The sequence below is a fragment of the Spirillospora sp. NPDC049652 genome, from assembly GCF_040675125.1.
In the GTDB taxonomy this organism is placed as follows: domain Bacteria; phylum Actinomycetota; class Actinomycetes; order Streptosporangiales; family Streptosporangiaceae; genus Spirillospora.
This window is the reverse complement of the sequence record NZ_JBFAOF010000051.1, coordinates 1-18,530: the sequence shown is the minus strand read 5'-3', so window position 1 is coordinate 18,530 and position 18,530 is coordinate 1. Positions and strand designations below refer to the sequence as shown.

General features: G+C 65.6%; 12 protein-coding genes and 1 pseudogene. 10 read left to right on the top strand and 3 right to left on the bottom strand.

The annotated features are described in order from the left end of the window. The 7 genes and pseudogenes from AB0J52_RS06285 to AB0J52_RS06255 form a co-directional block, all read left to right on the top strand. A pseudogene (locus AB0J52_RS06285) lies at positions 1–191 on the top strand (hypothetical protein); the annotation flags it as partial. A gap of 196 nt (positions 192–387) precedes the next feature. Further along, on the top strand, positions 388–1,482 hold the full coding sequence (locus AB0J52_RS06280; protein ID WP_500180501.1) for an IS110 family RNA-guided transposase: 1,095 nt from the start codon (positions 388–390) through the stop codon (positions 1,480–1,482). Positions 1,483–1,548: 66 nt separating this feature from the next. After that, positions 1,549–1,851 (top strand): DNA recombination protein RmuC, encoded by a 303-nt coding sequence (rmuC, locus tag AB0J52_RS06275; RefSeq protein ID WP_500180500.1) that lies wholly within the window; start codon positions 1,549–1,551, stop codon positions 1,849–1,851. 111 nt (positions 1,852–1,962) lie between these two features. Further along, positions 1,963–4,077 carry a hypothetical protein gene (locus AB0J52_RS06270; RefSeq protein ID WP_500180499.1) on the top strand — a complete coding sequence of 705 codons (2,115 nt, stop codon included), beginning with the start codon at positions 1,963–1,965 and terminating at the stop codon, positions 4,075–4,077. After that, positions 4,064–5,698, top strand: coding sequence for a class I SAM-dependent DNA methyltransferase (locus AB0J52_RS06265; RefSeq protein WP_500180498.1), 1,635 nt, complete (start codon positions 4,064–4,066; stop codon positions 5,696–5,698). The genes AB0J52_RS06270 and AB0J52_RS06265 overlap by 14 nt, the downstream gene beginning before the upstream one ends. Beyond that, complete coding sequence (locus AB0J52_RS06260; protein ID WP_500180497.1) at positions 5,691–6,980, top strand: restriction endonuclease subunit S; 1,290 nt, start codon at positions 5,691–5,693, stop codon at positions 6,978–6,980. The genes AB0J52_RS06265 and AB0J52_RS06260 overlap by 8 nt, the downstream gene beginning before the upstream one ends. After that, a complete protein-coding gene (locus AB0J52_RS06255; protein WP_500180496.1) occupies positions 6,907–10,119 on the top strand; it encodes a type I restriction endonuclease subunit R in 3,213 nt (1,070 codons plus the stop codon). Before AB0J52_RS06260 ends, AB0J52_RS06255 begins: the two co-directional genes overlap by 74 nt. A 249-nt stretch (positions 10,120–10,368) precedes the next feature. Here AB0J52_RS06255 and AB0J52_RS06250 read toward each other — a convergent pair whose 3' ends face one another. After that, positions 10,369–10,665: a hypothetical protein gene (locus AB0J52_RS06250; protein ID WP_500180495.1), complete on the bottom strand. Its 297-nt coding sequence runs from the start codon at positions 10,663–10,665 to the stop codon at positions 10,369–10,371. Positions 10,666–11,026: 361 nt separating this feature from the next. Here AB0J52_RS06250 and AB0J52_RS06245 point away from each other — a divergent pair, with 361 nt between their 5' ends. Together AB0J52_RS06245 and AB0J52_RS06240 are read left to right on the top strand one after the other, a co-directional pair. After that, positions 11,027–12,088 (top strand): GIY-YIG nuclease family protein, encoded by a 1,062-nt coding sequence (locus AB0J52_RS06245; RefSeq protein WP_500180494.1) that lies wholly within the window; start codon positions 11,027–11,029, stop codon positions 12,086–12,088. An 861-nt stretch (positions 12,089–12,949) separates the two neighbouring features. Further along, positions 12,950–14,701, top strand: coding sequence for an ATP-binding protein (locus tag AB0J52_RS06240; RefSeq protein ID WP_500180493.1), 1,752 nt, complete (start codon positions 12,950–12,952; stop codon positions 14,699–14,701). A gap of 519 nt (positions 14,702–15,220) precedes the next feature. Here AB0J52_RS06240 and AB0J52_RS06235 read toward each other — a convergent pair. Further along, a complete protein-coding gene (locus tag AB0J52_RS06235; protein ID WP_500180492.1) occupies positions 15,221–15,952 on the bottom strand; it encodes a hypothetical protein in 732 nt (243 codons plus the stop codon). A 170-nt stretch (positions 15,953–16,122) separates the two neighbouring features. Beyond that, on the bottom strand, positions 16,123–17,349 hold the full coding sequence (locus tag AB0J52_RS06230; protein ID WP_500180491.1) for a hypothetical protein: 1,227 nt from the start codon (positions 17,347–17,349) through the stop codon (positions 16,123–16,125). A gap of 1,000 nt (positions 17,350–18,349) precedes the next feature. Between AB0J52_RS06230 and AB0J52_RS06225 the strand changes: the two genes are divergently transcribed. Further along, the coding region (locus AB0J52_RS06225; protein ID WP_500180490.1) for a hypothetical protein at positions 18,350–18,530 on the top strand (181 nt) is incomplete at its 3' end.

Below are 18,530 nucleotides of genomic sequence, written 5' to 3'. Positions count from 1 at the left end.
CCATCCCCGAACGCAGCGACCAACTGGCCGCTCGCGCCCGCCGGGGGCATCGCCGCTGCGGTTTCGACCGGGACCGCTACCGGCGCCGCAACGTCGTCGAACGCTGCTTCAACCAGCTCAAACGCTTCCGCGGCCTGGCCACCCGCTACGACTGTGAGGATGTTCAGATGCCGCTCCTGGCGGTGGCCTGACCCGCGCTACGACTGGCCTGGTGCCTTGAGTTTGATCTGTCGGCCATCGCTTGGAGCGGCGCTTGCTGCCGCCGGGCCGGAGATCGTGTCCCGATAGGGGCCTTCGCGACAGGCACCGTCACAGTCTTGACCGCTCCCCGGCTCGGCGACGGCCACCGTTCCCGAGGCGATCAGGAGACAAGCGGCCTTGCCCAGCATCACTCAACCCCAGCCCCCATGTCACGTTCCGGCCGATGTCCCAGAGGACGTCCTGGTCGGAGTGGACACCCACAAAGACGTTCACGTCGCTGCCGTGGTCACCGTGCTGGGCGCCGTCCTGGGCAGCCGGAGTTTCGCGGCGACCGCCGATGGCTACCGGCAGCTCGTCGCCTGGGCGCGCTCGTTCGGCGTCCTTCGCCGGGCGGGAGTGGAATGCACCGGCTCCTACGGAGCAGCGCTGGCCCGCTACCTGCATGCCGAGGGCCTGGAGGTGATCGAGGTCAACCAGCCGGACAAGGCCGCCCGAAGGCGGCACGGCAAGACCGACACCATCGACGCCGAGGCCGCAGCCCGCGCGGTCCTGTCCGGTCGCGCTACCTCCGTGGCGAAGACCAGCGACGGGCCGGTGGAGATGCTCCGGCTGTTCAAACTCGCCAAAGGGTCGGCGATCAAATCACGCACCCAGGCCATCAACCAGCTCAAAAGCGTCCTGGTCGCGGCCGACCCAGCGCTGCGCGAGTCCCTGGCCGGGCTCAGCAACCCCCACCTGATCAAGCGCTGCGCCCTCCTGGACGACCGGACAGGCCACGGCCCCGCCCGCGCTGCGCGCCACACCCTGAAGCTTCTGGCCCGCCGCATCCAACACCTGACCGATGAAATCGACGACCTGAACAAGCACCTGGCCCAAGCCGTCGAGGAAAGCACCCCCGGCCTGCTCGCAGTCCGCGGAGTCGGCCCAGACAGCGCCGCCGCCCTGCTGATCGCAGCCGGCGACAACCCCGAACGCCTCGCCAGCGAAGCCTCGTTCGCCGCACTCTGCGGCACCAGCCCGGTCGAGGCGTCGTCCGGCAAGACACAGCGCCTCAGACTCAACCGAGGCGGCGACCGCCAAGCCAACTCCGCCCTCTACCGGATCGTCCTCAGCCGCCTGCGCTGGGACCGTCCCACCCAGGACTACCTGCGACGACGCCTCGCCCAAGGAAAGACCCGACGCGAGATCATCCGATGCCTGAAGCGATACGTGGCCAGAGAGATATACCGCCTCATCCTCACACCAGGCGACGCCTCCACGGCAGCCACCACCGCCGGTTGACATCCATAGGGGCATCAAACTCGCCGCGCACTACCGCGCCGTCGTCACCATCGCCAGCCTCATCCTGTGGCTCAACCACGATCCACAAAACACGCCCTAGGCCAGGACATCCACTCCCGGCTCGGGACTCTGGGCGGACACCTCCGGAAGCTCGGCCGCTCCCTCGACAGCTCGGTGACGGCGTACAACTCCACCATCGGCTCACTGGAGGGGAACGTGCTGCCAGCGGCCCGCCGGTTCAAGGACCTGAAGATCCTCTCCAAGGACTTGGACTACCTGGACTCCGTCGACTCGACGACCCGAACGCCAAAGGCGCCCGAGCTGATGGCGAGGCCGCCGACGAGGTCCCGGTCCGCATCTTCGAGGTGACTGGTAGCGAGACATAGATCGCCTGATAAGGCGGGTTACCGTTCAACTCGAAGACAACCTACAGAAGTTCTCGTACTGTCGTAAGGGCTGGTCGCGAAGGGAGGTGCCGAGATGACTGATCCACACAACAACGCGCAGCTGATGTCCATGACCGACATCGCCGAGCTGGCCAAGGTCCAACGGCCGGTAGTCAGCAACTGGCGCCGCCGCTACGCGGACTTCCCCTCCCCAGCCGTACCCGGCGGAACCCGCCCACTGTTCAGCGGAACCGACGTGGTGCGTTGGCTCACCGACCGTGACCTAGGCAACGTCCCCGCCGACCGGCTCCACGAGGAGCTGGCCCGTCACACGATCATGTCGTATGGGGCCGAGTTCGGTGCCCGCCCGCTCGTGGAGATCACCGGCAGCCTGTTGTGCTTGGCTCACCTCGACCGTCACCCCCTGCCTGCCGACTGGGGAGACCTACTCCAGCGGGCCGAACGGCTCGACGTAGAGGACGAGTTCATACTCCGCGAACTTCAAGCCGCCAACCCGTCCGCTATCCGGCTGGCGCACCTGGCAGAGGAGCTGATCGAGGCTGCCTACACGCCGAGCGGAGCTTACGAGTGGCTCCTGGCCGCACGCAGCCGATTGGGGCTCACCGACCTGACCGCGGACGTGCCCGCCCCAGAGCTGCTGCGCCTGGTCACTGATATTGCCGCGCTCCCCTCCCGCCTGCCCGTCCGCGACCGGATCACGGTCGCCGACCCGTACGCCGGGACCGGTGACCTATTGTCCGCCATGATCAGGCAGACGGATGAGCCGGGCGACCTCGTCGCTCTCGCCGCCACACGCCAGGAATGGCTGGTTCGGCTGATCCGACGCCGCCTCCTGCTCGCGGGAATCGAAGACTACTCCCTCGATGTGCAGACCGGCACGGATCTGGAAGAGCGGCTGGCCGACCCCGACGTCATTGTCACCCAGCTCCCCTACCGGCCCGGCGAAACCCGCTCGGCGATGACCACGCTGCTCGAACTGGAGCGGGTTAGTCTCCTGTTGCGCCCCAATTCTGGCGCTATCGCCGTCGTTGTCGGCCCGGCCGACGCGCTGGTGGATAGGCTCACCGACGTCCAGGAGGCGCGGCTACGCTCCGAGCTGCTGCGGAGTGGAATGTTGGAGACCGTGGTCGCCCTCCCCGGGGGTGTGACCCCATACCGTCCGGGTTACCGGCCCGCCCTGTGGATCATGGCTAGCAACCCCGCCCCGAAGGCACGTGGACGGGCACTGCTGTGCGACATCAGCTCCGAGTCCCTCACCGAACATGTAGGTGCCCAGCTCACCGAGGACATTCTGTTCTGGCGTACCGAGGGCCTGCGTCTCGACGGCCACGACCCCCGTTACGGCCAGGCCGTCACCGTCAACCAACTCGAAGCCGACTTTGGCGGCCCCCTTGTCCCGCCCGGCCCTCCCGTGGCCCAGATGCTGGCCCGCAGGGTCACCGAACGCCCGGCACTGATCTCCCAGGCCGAGCTACGCCTCGAACAGGCAGCCGCCAGAGATCGCGGGGCCGACGATCAGCTCCGATGCGGAGTCGTCGCCCGCACCGGACCACAACCACGGCTCGTCACCATCGGCGACCTGATCGCCGAGCGCAGCATCCGCAGGGTCAAGGGTCACCGCATCGCCCCCACTCACATCCGGGGCGATGGTCACCATGCCGTGCTCGGTCCGGACGAGATCACCGGTGCCGCTCCCGTCGGAGGTCGCCGCATCGACCGCCTGATCTTCGCCGCTGACTACGAGCACGCCAGCCTGACCCGACCAGGCGACATCGTTTACACGACCACCCCTGCCTTCGCCTTGCTTGTCGACCGAGACGGCTTCAACGTGGCGCAGTTTCCCGGGCGGGTACTCCGCATTAACCCCGACTCTGACCGTCCGCTCACCCCGCGCGTCTTGGCCGCACTACTGCGGGCCGCCCGCAACACCGTCCGCAGCCCGAGCGCGGTCCATGCCATCCGGATTGAGGATCTCAGCGTCCCGGAGTTGGAGATCGAGGAGGTTGGACGCCTCGACGTGTTGCTCGGCGAGATCGAAGACCGGCAGCGGCTGCTCCAGGATCAGCAGAACGAGCTTGCCGAGATATACCGCCTGACCGCTGCCGGGTTCGCCGACCGCACCCTGACCATCAACAACCGGACCACCGATCGCCAGCCCGAGGAACGAGGACCCGATGCCACCACGTAAGCGCACCCCGGCCGGGCAGGGAGAACTCCCCGGCATCTCCAGCACCAAGGAGATCCACAACATCCTGTGGGCCGCCGCGGACAACCTTCGCGGTTCCATGGACGCCGCCCAGTACAAGGAGTTCGTCCTCGGCCTCGTCTTCCTCAAGTACGTCTCGGATGCCTTCGCCGAACGCCGGGCCGAACTAGCCGCCGACCCTGAGCTAGCCGGCATCTCGGAGCAGCGCCGCGCCACATTCCTGGAGGAGAAGGACGAGTACACCGAGGTGAACGTCTTCTGGGTACCCCAGAAGGCTCGCTGGGACTACATCTCCGGCAAGGCGTCAAGCGCTGAAGGCGGAGTCGGCAAGCTCTTGGACGATGCCATGAGCGCCATCATGAGCGAGAACCCGACGCTGACCGGCGTGCTCCCGCTCGTCTTCAACCGCGACAACGTCGACCAGCGCCGCCTCAAGGAACTCGTCGACCTGATCAGTGACGCCCGCTTCACCGGCCACGGCGACCGCCCCGCCCGCGACGTGCTCGGCGAGGTGTACGAGTATTTTTTGGAGAGGTTCGCCCGCGCTGAGGGCAAGCGCGCCGGAGAGTTCTACACCCCCGCCAGCATCGTCCGGCTGATCGTCGAGATCCTCGAACCTTACGAGGGCCGGGTCTACGACCCGTGCTGTGGCTCGGGCGGCATGTTCGTCCAGGCCAGCAAGTTCGTAGTCGCCCACGCCGGACGCGACCACAGCCACGACATCGCCATCTACGGGCAAGAGGCCAACGAGCGCACCTGGCGTCTGGCGAAGATGAACCTGGCCATCCACAGCATCGATCCGAAGGGCGTCGGCACCCGCTGGGCCGACACCTTCGCCGACGACAAGCTGCCGGACCTCAAGGCCGACTTCGTCATGGCCAACCCGCCCTTCAACATGAAGAAGTGGTGGCGCAACGAGCAGGACCGACGCTGGCTCTACGGAGTTCCCCCGCAGGCAAACGCCAACTACGCATGGCTCCAGCACATCATTTCCAAGTTGGGTGACCGAGGAAGCGCCGGCGTCGTCCTGGCCAACGGTTCCATGTCCTCTAAGCAGAACGGCGAGGACGACATCCGCAAAGCGATAATCGAAGCAGACCTGGTCGCCTGCATGATCGCCCTACCCGGCAACCTCTTCCGCTCCACCGCTATCCCCGCCTGCCTCTGGTTCCTGGCCAAGGACAAGACCCCCCAGGGCGGGAAGGCCCTTACCGACCGCCGCGGCGAAACCCTGTTCATCGACGCCCGTAACCTCGGCACGATGATTGACCGCACCGAGCGCGTCTTCACTGCACACGACCTGACCAAGATCTCCGACACCTACCACGCCTGGCGCAGCACCAAGTCAGCCAAGGAAAAGGGCATCAAGTACGAGGACGTCCCCGGCTTCTGCTACTCCGCCAGCCTCGCGGAGATCCGCGAGCACGACTTTATTCTCACTCCGGGTCGCTACGTCGGCGCCATGGAAACCGATGTCGATCCCGACGCCGAACCCGTCGAGGACCGCATCAAACGCCTCACCAAGGAACTCTACGAACACCTGGACGAGTCCGCTCGCCTCGACACCATTGTCCGTAACCAGCTTGGGAGGATCAGTGACTGAGGGAAACCACGGAAGCACCATTTCGAGGATCCCTATCCCATCCGGCTGGTCTTACATTCCCCTGGAGGACCTCCTCGAACCAAAGGGCATCTCCTATGGAATCGTCCAACCCGGATCGCATGAATTCAACGGGGTACCCATCGTCCGCGTCAAAGATGTCCGAAATGGCAAGATAGACACCAGTTCCCCTCTTCGCGTGCACCCTGATATTGAGGAGAAATACTCACGAACTCGCCTTAAAGGTGGAGAGATTCTCCTTACACTGGTCGGGTCGGTGGGTGAAATCGCTATCGCTCCAGAGGCGATTTCTGGATGGAACGTTGCCCGCGCAATCGCCGTCTTGCGCACTCCTGACGATGACTTGACCAAGTGGATCGCCACATATCTTCAGTCGCAGTCCGCGCAACATCAAATGCAAATCTGGCAGAACACCACTGTCCAAGCAACCCTAAATTTGAGGGATGTGCGGCGCCTGTCGATCGCAATGCCACCCAAGCACATCCGCATCGCGATCACTAAGCTGATTGAAGCCTTGGACAACAAAATCGCAATCAACGAGCGAATCGCCGTCACGTCCGATGCATGGATGCGCGCAAATTACGACTTGCTGTCGGTCGGCGCGGAGATGGTGCGACTAGACAGCATCGGAACTCAAGTCCGCGCCACCATCAAGCCGGAAAACCTTTCAGGGGGTGAGTTTTACATCGGCCTGGAACATATTCCCCGCCGCAACATCTGGCTCACCAGATGGGGAAGTTCCTCAGGAATCGCAAGCATGAAGTCCCGCTTCAAGAAGGGTGACATTCTATTTGGAAAACTACGTCCGTACTTTCACAAGGTGGGGGTGGCTCTCGTAAATGGAGTTTGCTCCACCGACATCCTCGTCATTCGAGCAGATCGCCCTTCGGATCGGGCATGGCTCACAATGGCTTTGTCTAGCGACGACGTCGTCGCACATGCGACCGCACGGAGTGACGGCACCCGAATGCCCCGGGCCAAGTGGGCGGACCTAGCCGAACACAAAATACCGCTTCCCGATTCGGGGAAACTGAAGGAATTTACCGAAAAGGCTGATCGAATCATTGATCGTGTCGAGAAAAGCGCCGGCGAGTCGCGAGCCCTTAGTGAACTTCGCGACACGCTGCTACCTGAGCTCATGTCCGGCAGGCTCCGCGTCCGGGATGCGGAGCGGATCGTGGAGGATGCCGATGCCCCCCCAAATCAACACCGGAAAAATGTCCGAAGCCGATTGGGAGCTCCTCACTTTGAATCATCTCGGTAGCCTGTCCTGGATACCGAAGGCCGGAAAGGACGTGGCGCCGGGTTCAGGAAGTCGGGTGTCATGGGACGACCTGATCCTTCGCGATGAGCTTCGGACAGCGATCGAGCGGCTTAACCCGGAACTTCCGCCTCAGGCAGTACGCGAGGCGTTGACCGTCGCGGTCACCGCCAAGTCGCGGGAAGCGCTGGAGGAGAACCGGCTGGCGCACGAGTACGTCACCGCGGGTATCCGCATCACCTATACCGACGAGTTCGGCGCGGAGATCACGCCGACAGTACGGCTGATCGACCTCCGGAACCCGAACGCCAACACCTACCACGCGGTCAACCAGGTGCTGGTGAAGGAGGGCGAGCACGAGCGGCGGTTCGATGTCGTTCTCTATGTCAACGGCCTGCCAGTCGTGATCATGGAGTTGAAGAGCGCCGCCGACGAGCACGCCACGCTCAAGGACGCGCATGCACAGCTCCGTACGTACGTGGACGAGTTCCCGCTCGCGTTCCGATACAACGTGCTGTGCCTGATCTCCGATGGAATCACCGCCAAGTACGGCACGCCCTTCACCCCCTACGAGCACTTCGCGCCGTGGAACATCGACGAAGACGGCGAGCGGGTGGACACCAACGACCCCGGCTACGACGGTGAGGAAGCACTGATCGTCGCCGTGTACGGGCTGTTCGCCCTGTCCCGGTTCCTGCACCTGACCGCGCACTTCGTCAACTTCACCCCGTCCGGGAAGCGCATTGGCAAGCCTCACCAGTACCACGCGGTGACCAGGGCGGTGGGGAAGATCGTGGAGGCGTCGCGCAGCGATGGCAAGGCGGGCGTGGTCTGGCACACCCAGGGCGCGGGCAAGTCCGAGGAGATGGTGTGCACGGCTGGAATGGTCTCCAGCCAGCCGGCCCTCAACAACCCGACGATCGTAGTCATCACCGACCGCAATGACCTGGACGACCAGCTGTACGGCACCTTCCAGGACAGCCAGGGGCTCCTCGGCCAGCAACCGCTCCAGGTGGCAAGCCGTGAGGAGCTCCGCGAGGAGCTGACCCGACGCCGTACCGGTGGGATCATCTTCACCACGCTGCAGAAGTTCGGGCTGACCAAGTCGGAGCGGGATTCCGGAGCGAGCCATCCGCTGCTGTCGGACCGTCGGAACATCATCGTCATGGTGGACGAGGCGCACCGCAGTCACTACGACAGCATCGACGGATACGCCCGTCACCTGCGGGACGCGCTCCCCCACGCCACGCTGATCGCCTTCACCGGAACGCCGATCTCCGACACCGAGCGCAACACCCGCGACGTGTTCGGTCCCTACATCGACGTCTACGACCTCAAGCGGGCGGTGGACGACGGCGCGACCGTCCGCGTCTACCACGAGCCCCGCCTGATCGACGTGTCTCTCCCCCCCGGGGTGAATCCAGAGGCTCTCGACGAGCAGGCCGACACGCTGACCGAGCAGATGGACGACGCCGAGCGGCGGAAGGCCATGGCCTATGCCACTCAGATGACCAACATCTACGGCGCCCCCGACCGGATCGAGACCCTCGCCGCCGACCTGGTCCAGCACTGGGAGGCACGGTCGGAGCTGATGCGCCCGCAGCTGGGAGGCCCCGGCAAGGCAATGATCGTGTGCGTCAGCCGGGAAGTCTGCGTCCGGCTGTTCGACGCCATCGCTTCGCTGCGGCGTGGCTGGGCGAACCCAGCCGTGGACAAGGGCAAGATGAAAATCGTCTTCCACGGCGAGCCGTCCGACCCGGCGCATCTGAAGAAGCACGCGCTGCGGCCAGCACAGCACAAGGCCGTCCAGGCGCGGGCCAGGAATATCGACGACGAACTCGAGCTGATCATCGTCCACTCGATGCTGCTCACCGGGTACGACGCTCCCCCGATCCACACCCTCTACATGGACCGGCCGATGCACGGCGCGAACCTGATGCAGGCGTTGGCCCGCGTCAACCGCCGGTTCCGCAGCAAGGAGGACGGACTCCTCGTCGGGTACGCCCCACTCACCGACAACCTCCGGAAAGCGCTGCGCGATTACAGTCCCAGCGATCAGGAAGACCAGACCCTGGGCAGGGACCTCGAGCGGGCGTTCGTCGAGATCAAGAACGACCACGCCGTCATCTGCGACCTGCTCTCGGGGATTGATTGGCGGCAACTGCTCGCCCAGGCCAATGCGGCCGGGAAGCGCCCCAGGGCTCTGCGGCTGGTGGTCAATCACCTCCGCGCCCCCAGTACGCCCGGGAACCAGGTCGAGCCCGGTGAGAGGACACTGTCCGACCGGTTCAAGGAGATCGCGTCTCGCCTGGAGCGGTTTTACCGGCTCTGTGCAAGCAGCCGGGAGTTCACTGAGGAATTCGATGACGCGGCAGCGATTCGCAGCGACATCGCCTTCTTCTCCGAGGTCCGTGCCTGGATCGTGAAGCTGGACGCCGCCGACCGGGAGGCCACCGGCAAGCCCTTGGCCGCCGAGGTCAGTCTCTATCTGTCTCAGCTCGCCGCTTCCGCAGTCGACGCTTCCGAGATCACTGACCTGTACGCCGAGGCGGGCATCGGGCCCCTGGACATCACCGACCTCAACGACACGCACCTGCACAAGCTCCAGGAGTCGGAGACCCCGCATCTGGCGGCAGAGGCGCTGCGCCGGCTGATCGAGCAGAAGATGCGCGAGGTGACCAAGCACAACATCATCCGGCGGGAGAGCTTCTCCGAGCGGCTCGAGGATCTGATGATCCGCTACATGAAGCAGCAGCTCACCAGCGCCGAGGCGATCGCCGAGCTGGTTGCCATGGCCAAGGAGGTGTCCGCCGACGCCCGGCGTGGGGAAACCTTCGACCCGCCGCTCAACGCCGCCGAACTCGCCTTCTACGATGCGGTCGCCAACCACGGCATCGCCAAGGCCGTCATGGGCGACGACACCCTCGCCGAGATCGCCCGCTCCCTGGTTGCCGACATCCGCAAGAACCTCAGCATCGACTGGCTGTCCCGCGAACCTGTGCGCGCCAAGCTCCGCAGCCGTGTGCGGCGCCTCCTAGCCCGGTTCGACTACCCACCTGAGGAGGAGCGGGCGGCCGTCGAACTCGTCATCAAGCAGATGGAGACCTTCGCCGCAGACTGGGCCCCCACCTCGGACAGCTAGCCCCAGGAGACCTGGCAAGCCATCGACCATCTCCCGCCTGTCGAACATCGCAGGCACCGCGCCCCACCCCGACCAGCACGCCAATGCTTGTTCTTTGCCGGGTGTGACGGGCAGTTGTTCGGCAGCCAGGCCGTCGAGGAGCCGGACGGCCTCCAGGTCGCCCAGATCCGCGCGAGCGGCCCGGACGGCGCCAGATCATCTTGCCCGATGGGACGGGACCGCGCGTTCTCTATATCCGTCACGATCCGCTCAGCCCATTAACCGCAGGATCCTCTCCATGTCATCGGGATCCACGAGCAACAGATCCCGCACAACCTGGTTCTCGGCTATCCTCCGCGCCGTGCTCAGCTGAGCGCTCCGATCGACGTGTCCCACCCGGTCCCGGTCCGGGTACTTCCTGTCGAGCGCGTCAGCCAGGGAGTCGATCTCCTCCAGGGCCTGCTCACCCAGCGCGGTGAAGAACTCCTCCGGTTCGTCCAGCTCCGCGAACTTGTCGGGCAGGAACTCCTTCCAGTGCCGCATCGCCCGACGCCCGTACTGATTCATCGCTGCTGTACCTCTCCTCCATCAACCAGCACGCTTGACGTTCAGGAAGCCGCTCGTGCCACATCATGATCGCTCATGGGACATGCAGCCAGCCCTATTGGCCGCTTTCGTCCGCGGTCAGCGACCGATCTGTAGACCGGGGCCCAGTGGCCACTGCCCCGTCCACCACCGGTCCAGTGGGGGAGGGACCACGCGGGCCTGTCGAGGAGTCGAACCAGGCAGTCTGCCCGGTCGAGGTGATGGCCAGGCCGAACCGCGACCAGTGCGGGCGTCCACTTGCGGTCCACCCGGCGTGGGCATCCCAGGTAGATGGATCGGCCGGATCTTTTTGTCAGAGCCGACTGGGATGATCACGTCATCAATGAGCGGCGACCCTGGCACACCCCTGCTCACCACCCACCCCTCGGAGGTGACCATGCCTGCCCCTTCGATCGGCTTCGTCTACGTGCTGAGCAACGAGGCGATGCCCGGGTTCGTCAAAGTCGGGATGACCCGGCAGCTGTCCGAGATTCGCGCCCGGAAGCTGCGGACCACCGGGGTGCCGCTCCCCTTCAAGGTCGAGTTCAGGACGGCGACCTGCATGCCCACGGAGGTTGAACAGGCGGCGCACACCGCGCTGAACGACTGCCGGGTCTCCTCTGACCGGGAGTTCTTTCGAACCACGCCCTCACAAGCAACCAAGGCGGTCCGGGGCGCCCTCCTGGAAGCGGCCGGGCTGGAGGCATGGTCTCCCGGCTGGCCCGACAACATCGACCACCATTTCGTCCGTTCTCGCGACCGACTCGCGTTGCATCTCAGGGCAGGGGACCTCCTCGCCGTCCTCGCCCGTCCGGAGCTGGCATCCCGAGAAGCCGACCTGCTAGATATCTGGGAAGCGCACTCTGACGGCGATCAGGTTGAGCTCCTGGGAGCCCACGCGCCGGAGTACGTCGCAGGGATGAGTGACTACGACCCGGGCGCCGGAGCGGACCCCGTCCCTCACCTGGACCGAGACCGTACGGCGCCGAATGGAATCCTCATCGGACGCGAACGGTTCGTCCCCGGAGACCAGTTGCTGTGGTTGCGCTCCCAACAGGAGGGCCGGATGTGCAGAGCCGCTCTCTTCGAGGTCGAAGACTACGTCCAGGTCATCGGACGGACCTGGGACCCGAAGATGGGCCCATTCGGCATCCCGTTGATCCTCAACGACCTGGTCACGGAAACACCACCACAGGGCGTCATCCAAGTCACACAGAAGGTGATGCAGAAGCACCAGCCGCGGTCATGGGCTCCTCGCCAACCGCTCGTTGATGACGGTGGCGGCTTTGGAGATCATCCTCAGCCACCTGGGTACTGGATGCCCCAGCTCGACGATCCTCGCCCACCGAATCGCCGGAAACGCAATCACGACACGCCTGATGACGAGGACCCAGCGAGTAGGTGAGCTCGTCCCCAGCAGAGCATGCTCGTCTGGGGAAGGAGCGAAGAGTAAGCGTACGACCAGAGAAGTCGAGCGGATTCACCGCGCAGTCGGCGCTCGCCGATTACCCTCGGACGGTGGCCATCGGCGCTGAGTGACACAAGTCACCTCGCGATCGGGACAAGATCACGTTCAAGGAAATGTGTCCCCAGGAAAATACCAATAGTCCTTGATATCGAACTGTCCACTGAGCTCCCGCTGGCACGAATCCTAATGGCCACGGGACATCGGGGGAACCCTCAAACCGATGCGGTTGCTCTATGGTCGCTCGGTGGTTTTGGTCGGGCGCGGCAGCGGGCGGTACGGGGTGCCACGCGAAACAGATGGGCCAATCTTGGCTTCTAATCTGCTGGGCGGGTGAGGCAAATTTCTCGTCCAAGAATCTGCAAAGCGTGCCAAGGTTCCAATTACCTCGCGACCATCTACGCCACTGACGCGTAGATTTTGTGCGGGCTGGTCAAACATGTCTGCTCCCCCATATGACTACCCGCCCACCCGAATTCGATAGGGTTCGCCGATGGGGCACCATGTGGGCCATGTGTGGGCGGTGGTGATCGCCCCTCGGACACGTCATACAAAGCGGGAGAAGTGCACACTTCTCCCGCTTTGTTGTGTTCCTGCAGCACGCCCCCATGGTTCAGTTCCACCCGGACACGGATGGCGAATCCCCCGGTCGACCGGCGTCAGGTTTGCCCGCTGCGGCTTGGTCGAGTGGAGTCGAAGAAGTCTCGCGAAGATCCGCGTCATCCACAGGTATGCATGGCCCTCGTTCACTAGCATGCCAACTAGCATGCCAACTAGCATGGTGGTGGACGGGGAGATGAGATGCTGGACGGGGAACTCTCCGAGATCGTCGACAACCTTCGCGTCATCGGGGCGGACATCGCCGACGTCGAGGTGAAGAAGGCTCTTGGCGGCCTGCCCAAATCGCTTCGTGAGACCGTCTCGGCGTTCGCCAACACCGCGGGCGGCATCGTCATCCTCGGGCTGGACGAAGCCCAGGGCTTCAGCGCGACAGGACTGATCGATGCCGCGAAGCTGGCAGCCGACCTGGGTTCCATGTGCTCGGAGGACATGGAGCCGCCGATCCGGCCGCTCGTCAAGATTCACACCTTCGAAGGGGCGCAGGTCCTGGTCGCGGAGATCCCCGAACTCGACCCCGCCCAGAAGCCCTGCTACTCCCGTGGCGCCGGCATCACCAAGGGCAGCTACATCAGGGTGGGCGATGGCGATCGCCATCTCTCCCCCTATGAGGTCCAGGTCATGCTGTCCTCACGGGGACAGCCCCGCGAGGACGAACAGGGCGTCCCCGGCGTCGGTTTGGACCACCTCGACGCGGCCGGGGTCGAGGCTTTGGTCGCCAAGTTGAGGACCAGCAGACCGTACGCGTTCAAGGACCTCGGCCGTCTCGCTGTGCTGCGCCGTGCCAAGGTGCTTGTCCCCGGCGACGACGGTAAGGATTCGGTGTCGCTGGCGGGGTTGCTGGCCTTGGGGGATTATCCGCAGGAGCACTTCCCTCAGTTGAGGGTCAGCTTCGTCCACTACCCCACCGGGAGCGGCCCGAGGTCCAGCGAGAGATTCCTGGACAACGTGACCTTGGAGGGCCCGATCCCGGTCATGGTGCGGGACAGCCTGGCGGCCATTCGCCGGAACATGTCCCGCCGGGCGGTCGTCGCCGGTGCCGGTCGGCAGGACATCTGGGAGTACCCGGAGACAGCGCTGCGGGAGGCGGTCGTCAACGCCCTGGTCCACCGGGACCTGTCCCCCAGCGCCCGGGGAACGCAAGTCCAGATCGAGATGTACCCCGACCGGCTGGTCATCCGCAACGCCGGCGGGCTGTTCGGGCCTGTCACGATCGACAGCCTCGGCGAGGAGGGAATCTCCTCGGCCCGCAACGCCACGCTCATCAAACTCCTGGAGGACGTCCCTCTCCCTGGCGAGACCCGCACCGTTTGCGAGAACCGCGGGTCGGGCATCCGCTCCATGCTGGACTCTCTGCGCGCCGCCGGCATGAGCCCGCCCCAGTTCACCGACAAGATCTCTTCGTTCCTTGTCGCCTTCCCCAACCACACGCTGCTGAGCGAGGAGACGATCAGCTGGATCCGGAGCCTGGGCGAGCGCGGACTGACCGACGGACAATGCATCGCCCTCGCTCTGCTGCGGGACGAAGGGGTCCTCGACAACCGCACCTACCGCGACGCCACCGGCGTCGACTCTCGCGTGGCCACCGGAGAACTCCAGGACCTCGTCGCCCGCGAGCTCATCGTCCAGACCGGAACCCGTCGCTGGGCCAGGTATCAATTGGCGCAGCGACACACCTCAGCGAAAGGACGCCCCGCGCGAGCCGACCGCAGACCCGAGCTGCTCGCGGCACTCGGCGACGAGAGCCTGTCTCGCGCCGAGTTGGTCGCACGGACCGGCCTGAGCGACCAGACAGTCCGGCGATGGCTGAAGATCATGCGCGACGAGGGTGCCGTCGAGCTGGTCGGCGCCAGTCCCAGGAGCATCCATGTGCGCTACCGCCGCACACGCCAAGAGCCGCTGTTCGGCCCTGAACCTCCACCAAACCCCATCTGACACAAGACGATTCTGGCGGGCGCCTCACCTCGGGCCTACCGCGTTGTCAGGAACGACAGAAAACGCGGTGTGTAGCGGAATCTGGCTTCGGGTGACCGACTGGAACTGAACACCCATACGGCTACCCACCCAGCCAGCTCTGATGGGTTCGCCGATGGGGCAACACCCGGGCGATGTATGGGCGGTGGTAATCGCCCCTGCGACACGAACCGCCTGCACATGACACCGGGGTCACGTCGTCGGGAGCGGTAGGACGGCGGTGGGTAGGGGGATCGGGGTTGGGGTAACGGGCTTGATTCCCCCTCGGACACAGGGAAATGCACTAGTGGGGCCCGGTATCTACCGGGCCCCACTAGTTGGTTTCAGGGCGGTACTTCCTCGTGAGGCCGTTCGAGCACGCCTTCTCTGGCTTAAATCTTGAGACGCGCTGTGTGGAACGCGCGTAGCGCGGGGCGGGTGTTGGGAGGCGACTCCGGCGGCGGACGATTGAGTGCTCAGCGCGCCTCGGTGTACTGAGGGTCAGTCATCGGGGTTTTCGGGCGGTGGTGTGGTGCTGGGCGTCGGTTCTGGCCATGTCTCCGGGGGCGGACCGAACGCGCGGCGGCCGGCTTTTACCGTCAGGGCGGCGAGGGCGGCGTTCGCGCCGCCGCCGATCACGGCGCCGATACCGAACGGGGCCACTCGGCCGAGAACGATGATTCCCTGCTTGGTCCCGTACTTCGTGATGAAGTGCCGTCCCAAGACCTTGTTGATCTGGCGCAACGTCTCGACCGGCACCTTGGCGACGATCTGGCGTCCCCAGTGCTGCCCGGTGCGTTCGGCGACCTTGGAAATGGTGGCGGCCCCGGACCCGCCCAGCATGATTCCCATCACGATCGTTCGGCGGCGTTCGATCTCGTCGATGGGGACGCCGTGGACCTCCGCGATCGAAAGTGCGAAGAGGGCGCTCAGTTCAAGGGAGGAGAGGGTCTCGCCGGCCGACAGTGCCAGGGCGACTCCTGTGCCGACGCCGGGCGCGGCCGCGGTTCCTCCGACCGCGGCGCCCGTCCCGGTCAAGGCGCTGACGTACATCCGCTCCAGAGTCCGGATCACCTGCGCCGGTGTCGCCTCCGGGTTCCGCTGGCGGGCACGGGCGATGTTCTTGAGTACCAGCGGGCTCTGAAATTCGATCGCCTTGTTCAGGAGATCGAGGACTCGCTGCCCTCGTACGGCCGCTGCCGGAACCGGTCCGTCGAGGGCATCTGTCGCCATGGTTGGAACCCTTCAGGTCGCCACGTCACCCAACTGGGCCCCCACCCAAGCAGTCGAGCGGACGTCACGCCAGACAAAGCAGGAAATCGACCAGAAAAGGCCGGGCCGAAAGTAGCCGGACGGACCTGATCTTTCGTTCAGCGTCCTTGTTGCTGGAATTAGGGTGCGGCTCACCATTCTGAGAGGACCAGGGCTTGGACGAGGAGGGCGGATATCGCCTGGGCGGCCAGCCATCCTCGTGCGGGGGTGCGGAGGGTGCTCGCTACCGGTAGCAGCCATGCCGCGAAGGGGAGCCAGATGCGTTCGACTTCGCCCTTCGTCACACCCGCCACATCCAGGCTGAGGACGGCGATGAGCGCGGCGGCGGCGAGGAGGAAGACCGGCTCTGTTCGTACTTTTCGTCGCGCAGTTATGCCGCGTCTGAGAAGCGTGGGGAGGGCGGATGCCACTGCTGGGCCGGTGAGGAGGCCGAGGACGGCGAAGTCCGCGACCAGGAAGTAGAGGTAGGGCCTGCGGGCTGAGCCTCCGCTGACGAGGTAGGTGTCGAGGGTGGCGCGCACACCGTCCGGCCACCAGAAGCCGCCCAGGGTGAGGGCCGTGGGGATGAGGGCGAGTCCCAGCGTCATCAATATCCAGAACCTCGCTGGTGGACGGGTTATCCACAGAACGACGCTCGGGAGGGCCAGGAGAGGGAGCAGTCCGTAGCTTAGGAAGGGCAGGGCACCGAGCAGTACTCCACCGGCCAGTGGGCGGCGCAGCGCGAGAAATGCGACGCCCCAGGCCCCGATCCCGAGGAAGAACGCGTCCATGGATGTGGCGATCCAGAGCGAGAGAGGAGACAGCACCAGGAAGGGCAGCGCCCGCCGCGCGGTTTGCTCGTCGGCGACGACTCGGACCGTCACCGCGATGGCCACCGCGGCTGACGCCCCGACTCCGATGATCAGCAGGGCGGGCCAGAGCGTCCCGTGCAGCCCGGCGGCGTCTACCGCCCAGAACAGCAGGGTTGGGAGCGGGGGATGTCCCCGGACGTGCGTCGGGTAGGCGTACAGCTCGGCGGTGAACGTGCGCAGCCAGCGCAAGGGATGATCGCCGACCGCTGCCAGGCCTGCCGGGTACTCGGTCGGCGCGTCCAGGGGCTTGGCCAGTGCCTTCGGTCCGTCGCTGATCGCCAGCGCGACGGCCCAGCCGACCGCCGTTCCCCAAGACACCGCGAGGAGGACCCGCCACCGCAAGACTCGAACAGCAATCGGCAGGACGGCGATTGCCGCGATGGCATATCCGAGCGCGGGAGCCATCTGCCAGGTGAGCAGCCGCGCCTTGGCGTGCAGAGGGGGCAGGGCGTCTTCGGTGGCTGTCCCCGCCCGCCGCATCACCTCCCCGACGACGAACGCTCCCATGATCAGGTCCGCCCAGAGCCCTATCCCCCACATGGCACCGCGGCGCGGCCTTGGCACGCCTACCGGCTCTTGGGGCTCCTGGGGGCCTTGGGGACCGCCTGGGTCTTGCTCATGGAGTGGGGGTGGCTCTTGTGGCTCTCGGTGGCTGCGTTGCCGGTGCGTCCCAGGGGTCTCTTCGGGGCCCTGCAACTCCGCTAGCCCGGGGCGTTGTGGGGAGATCTGTTCAGTCATCCGATCCGCCTTGTGCCTGTTCGCCAGCGTCGAGTCCGTTCGGGCGCGGTGGTTCCCGGGTTTTGTCAGCAGGGGCAGCGCCGCGTTCGAGAGTGGCTTCGTGGGCGTTACCGGCCCGGTCGTCCGCCGTCTGGACGGTTGCTCGTCGTCTTGGGAGGGCCGTTGGGCCGACCTCGGCGTCGAGCTGCGACTCGTGTTCGAGGTCGAGCACGGTTGGAGGACGTCGTCGCTGGGGGGTTGCAGGAAACGAGCGACGAGGGCGCGGGTCGTCCAGCGCCACGGAATTGCTGCCGCGACCAGGACCATGGCCACGGCGACCATCAGATTGGGGAGGTAGTGCAGAGGCAGAATGGACGGGTTGTCAGGGCGGCGGCCGTACCCGAGCACCAGCGGCAGTGCCACCAAGGCAAGGGTGCCTGCCCAGAACATGCCCAGCCGGATCCGCCGCCATCGGCGCAACCAAGCCCCGAGTAGGAGCACGGCCGGTGCCAGGAGTCCGTCGTGCACCGCCAGTGCGCCGCCGAACCACAACGCCCACCCACTCGGCTGCGAATGTGCGACCAGGTTCGAAAGGCCGAGCCCGATGAATGCTGTGCCCACGACGTACGCAACCCATCGCCCCACCCCCACGCGCCCACGTGCGGGGACGGCGTCGTCCGCCTCGTTGAGGGCGTTGGCTGTGGCGTTGCTGGCTGTTGCGGCATTCGCGTCGGGGTCAACGTGAGGGGCATCTGCAACGGCTCTGCCGGCCAGATCGACGGCCCGACGGGTGCTGGCGACGTCAACGGCCTTGGTGGCGTTGGCGGTGCTGGTGGCCTTGGGGGTGCGGGCAGCGGCGGCGGGGCAGGCGGCGTTGACGGTTTCGGTGGCGTCGCCGGTGCCGGCGCCGGCGCCAGTGGCGTTGGTGTTGTTGGGGGCGCTGGCGGTGCTCGCGGCGTCGGTGCGGGTCG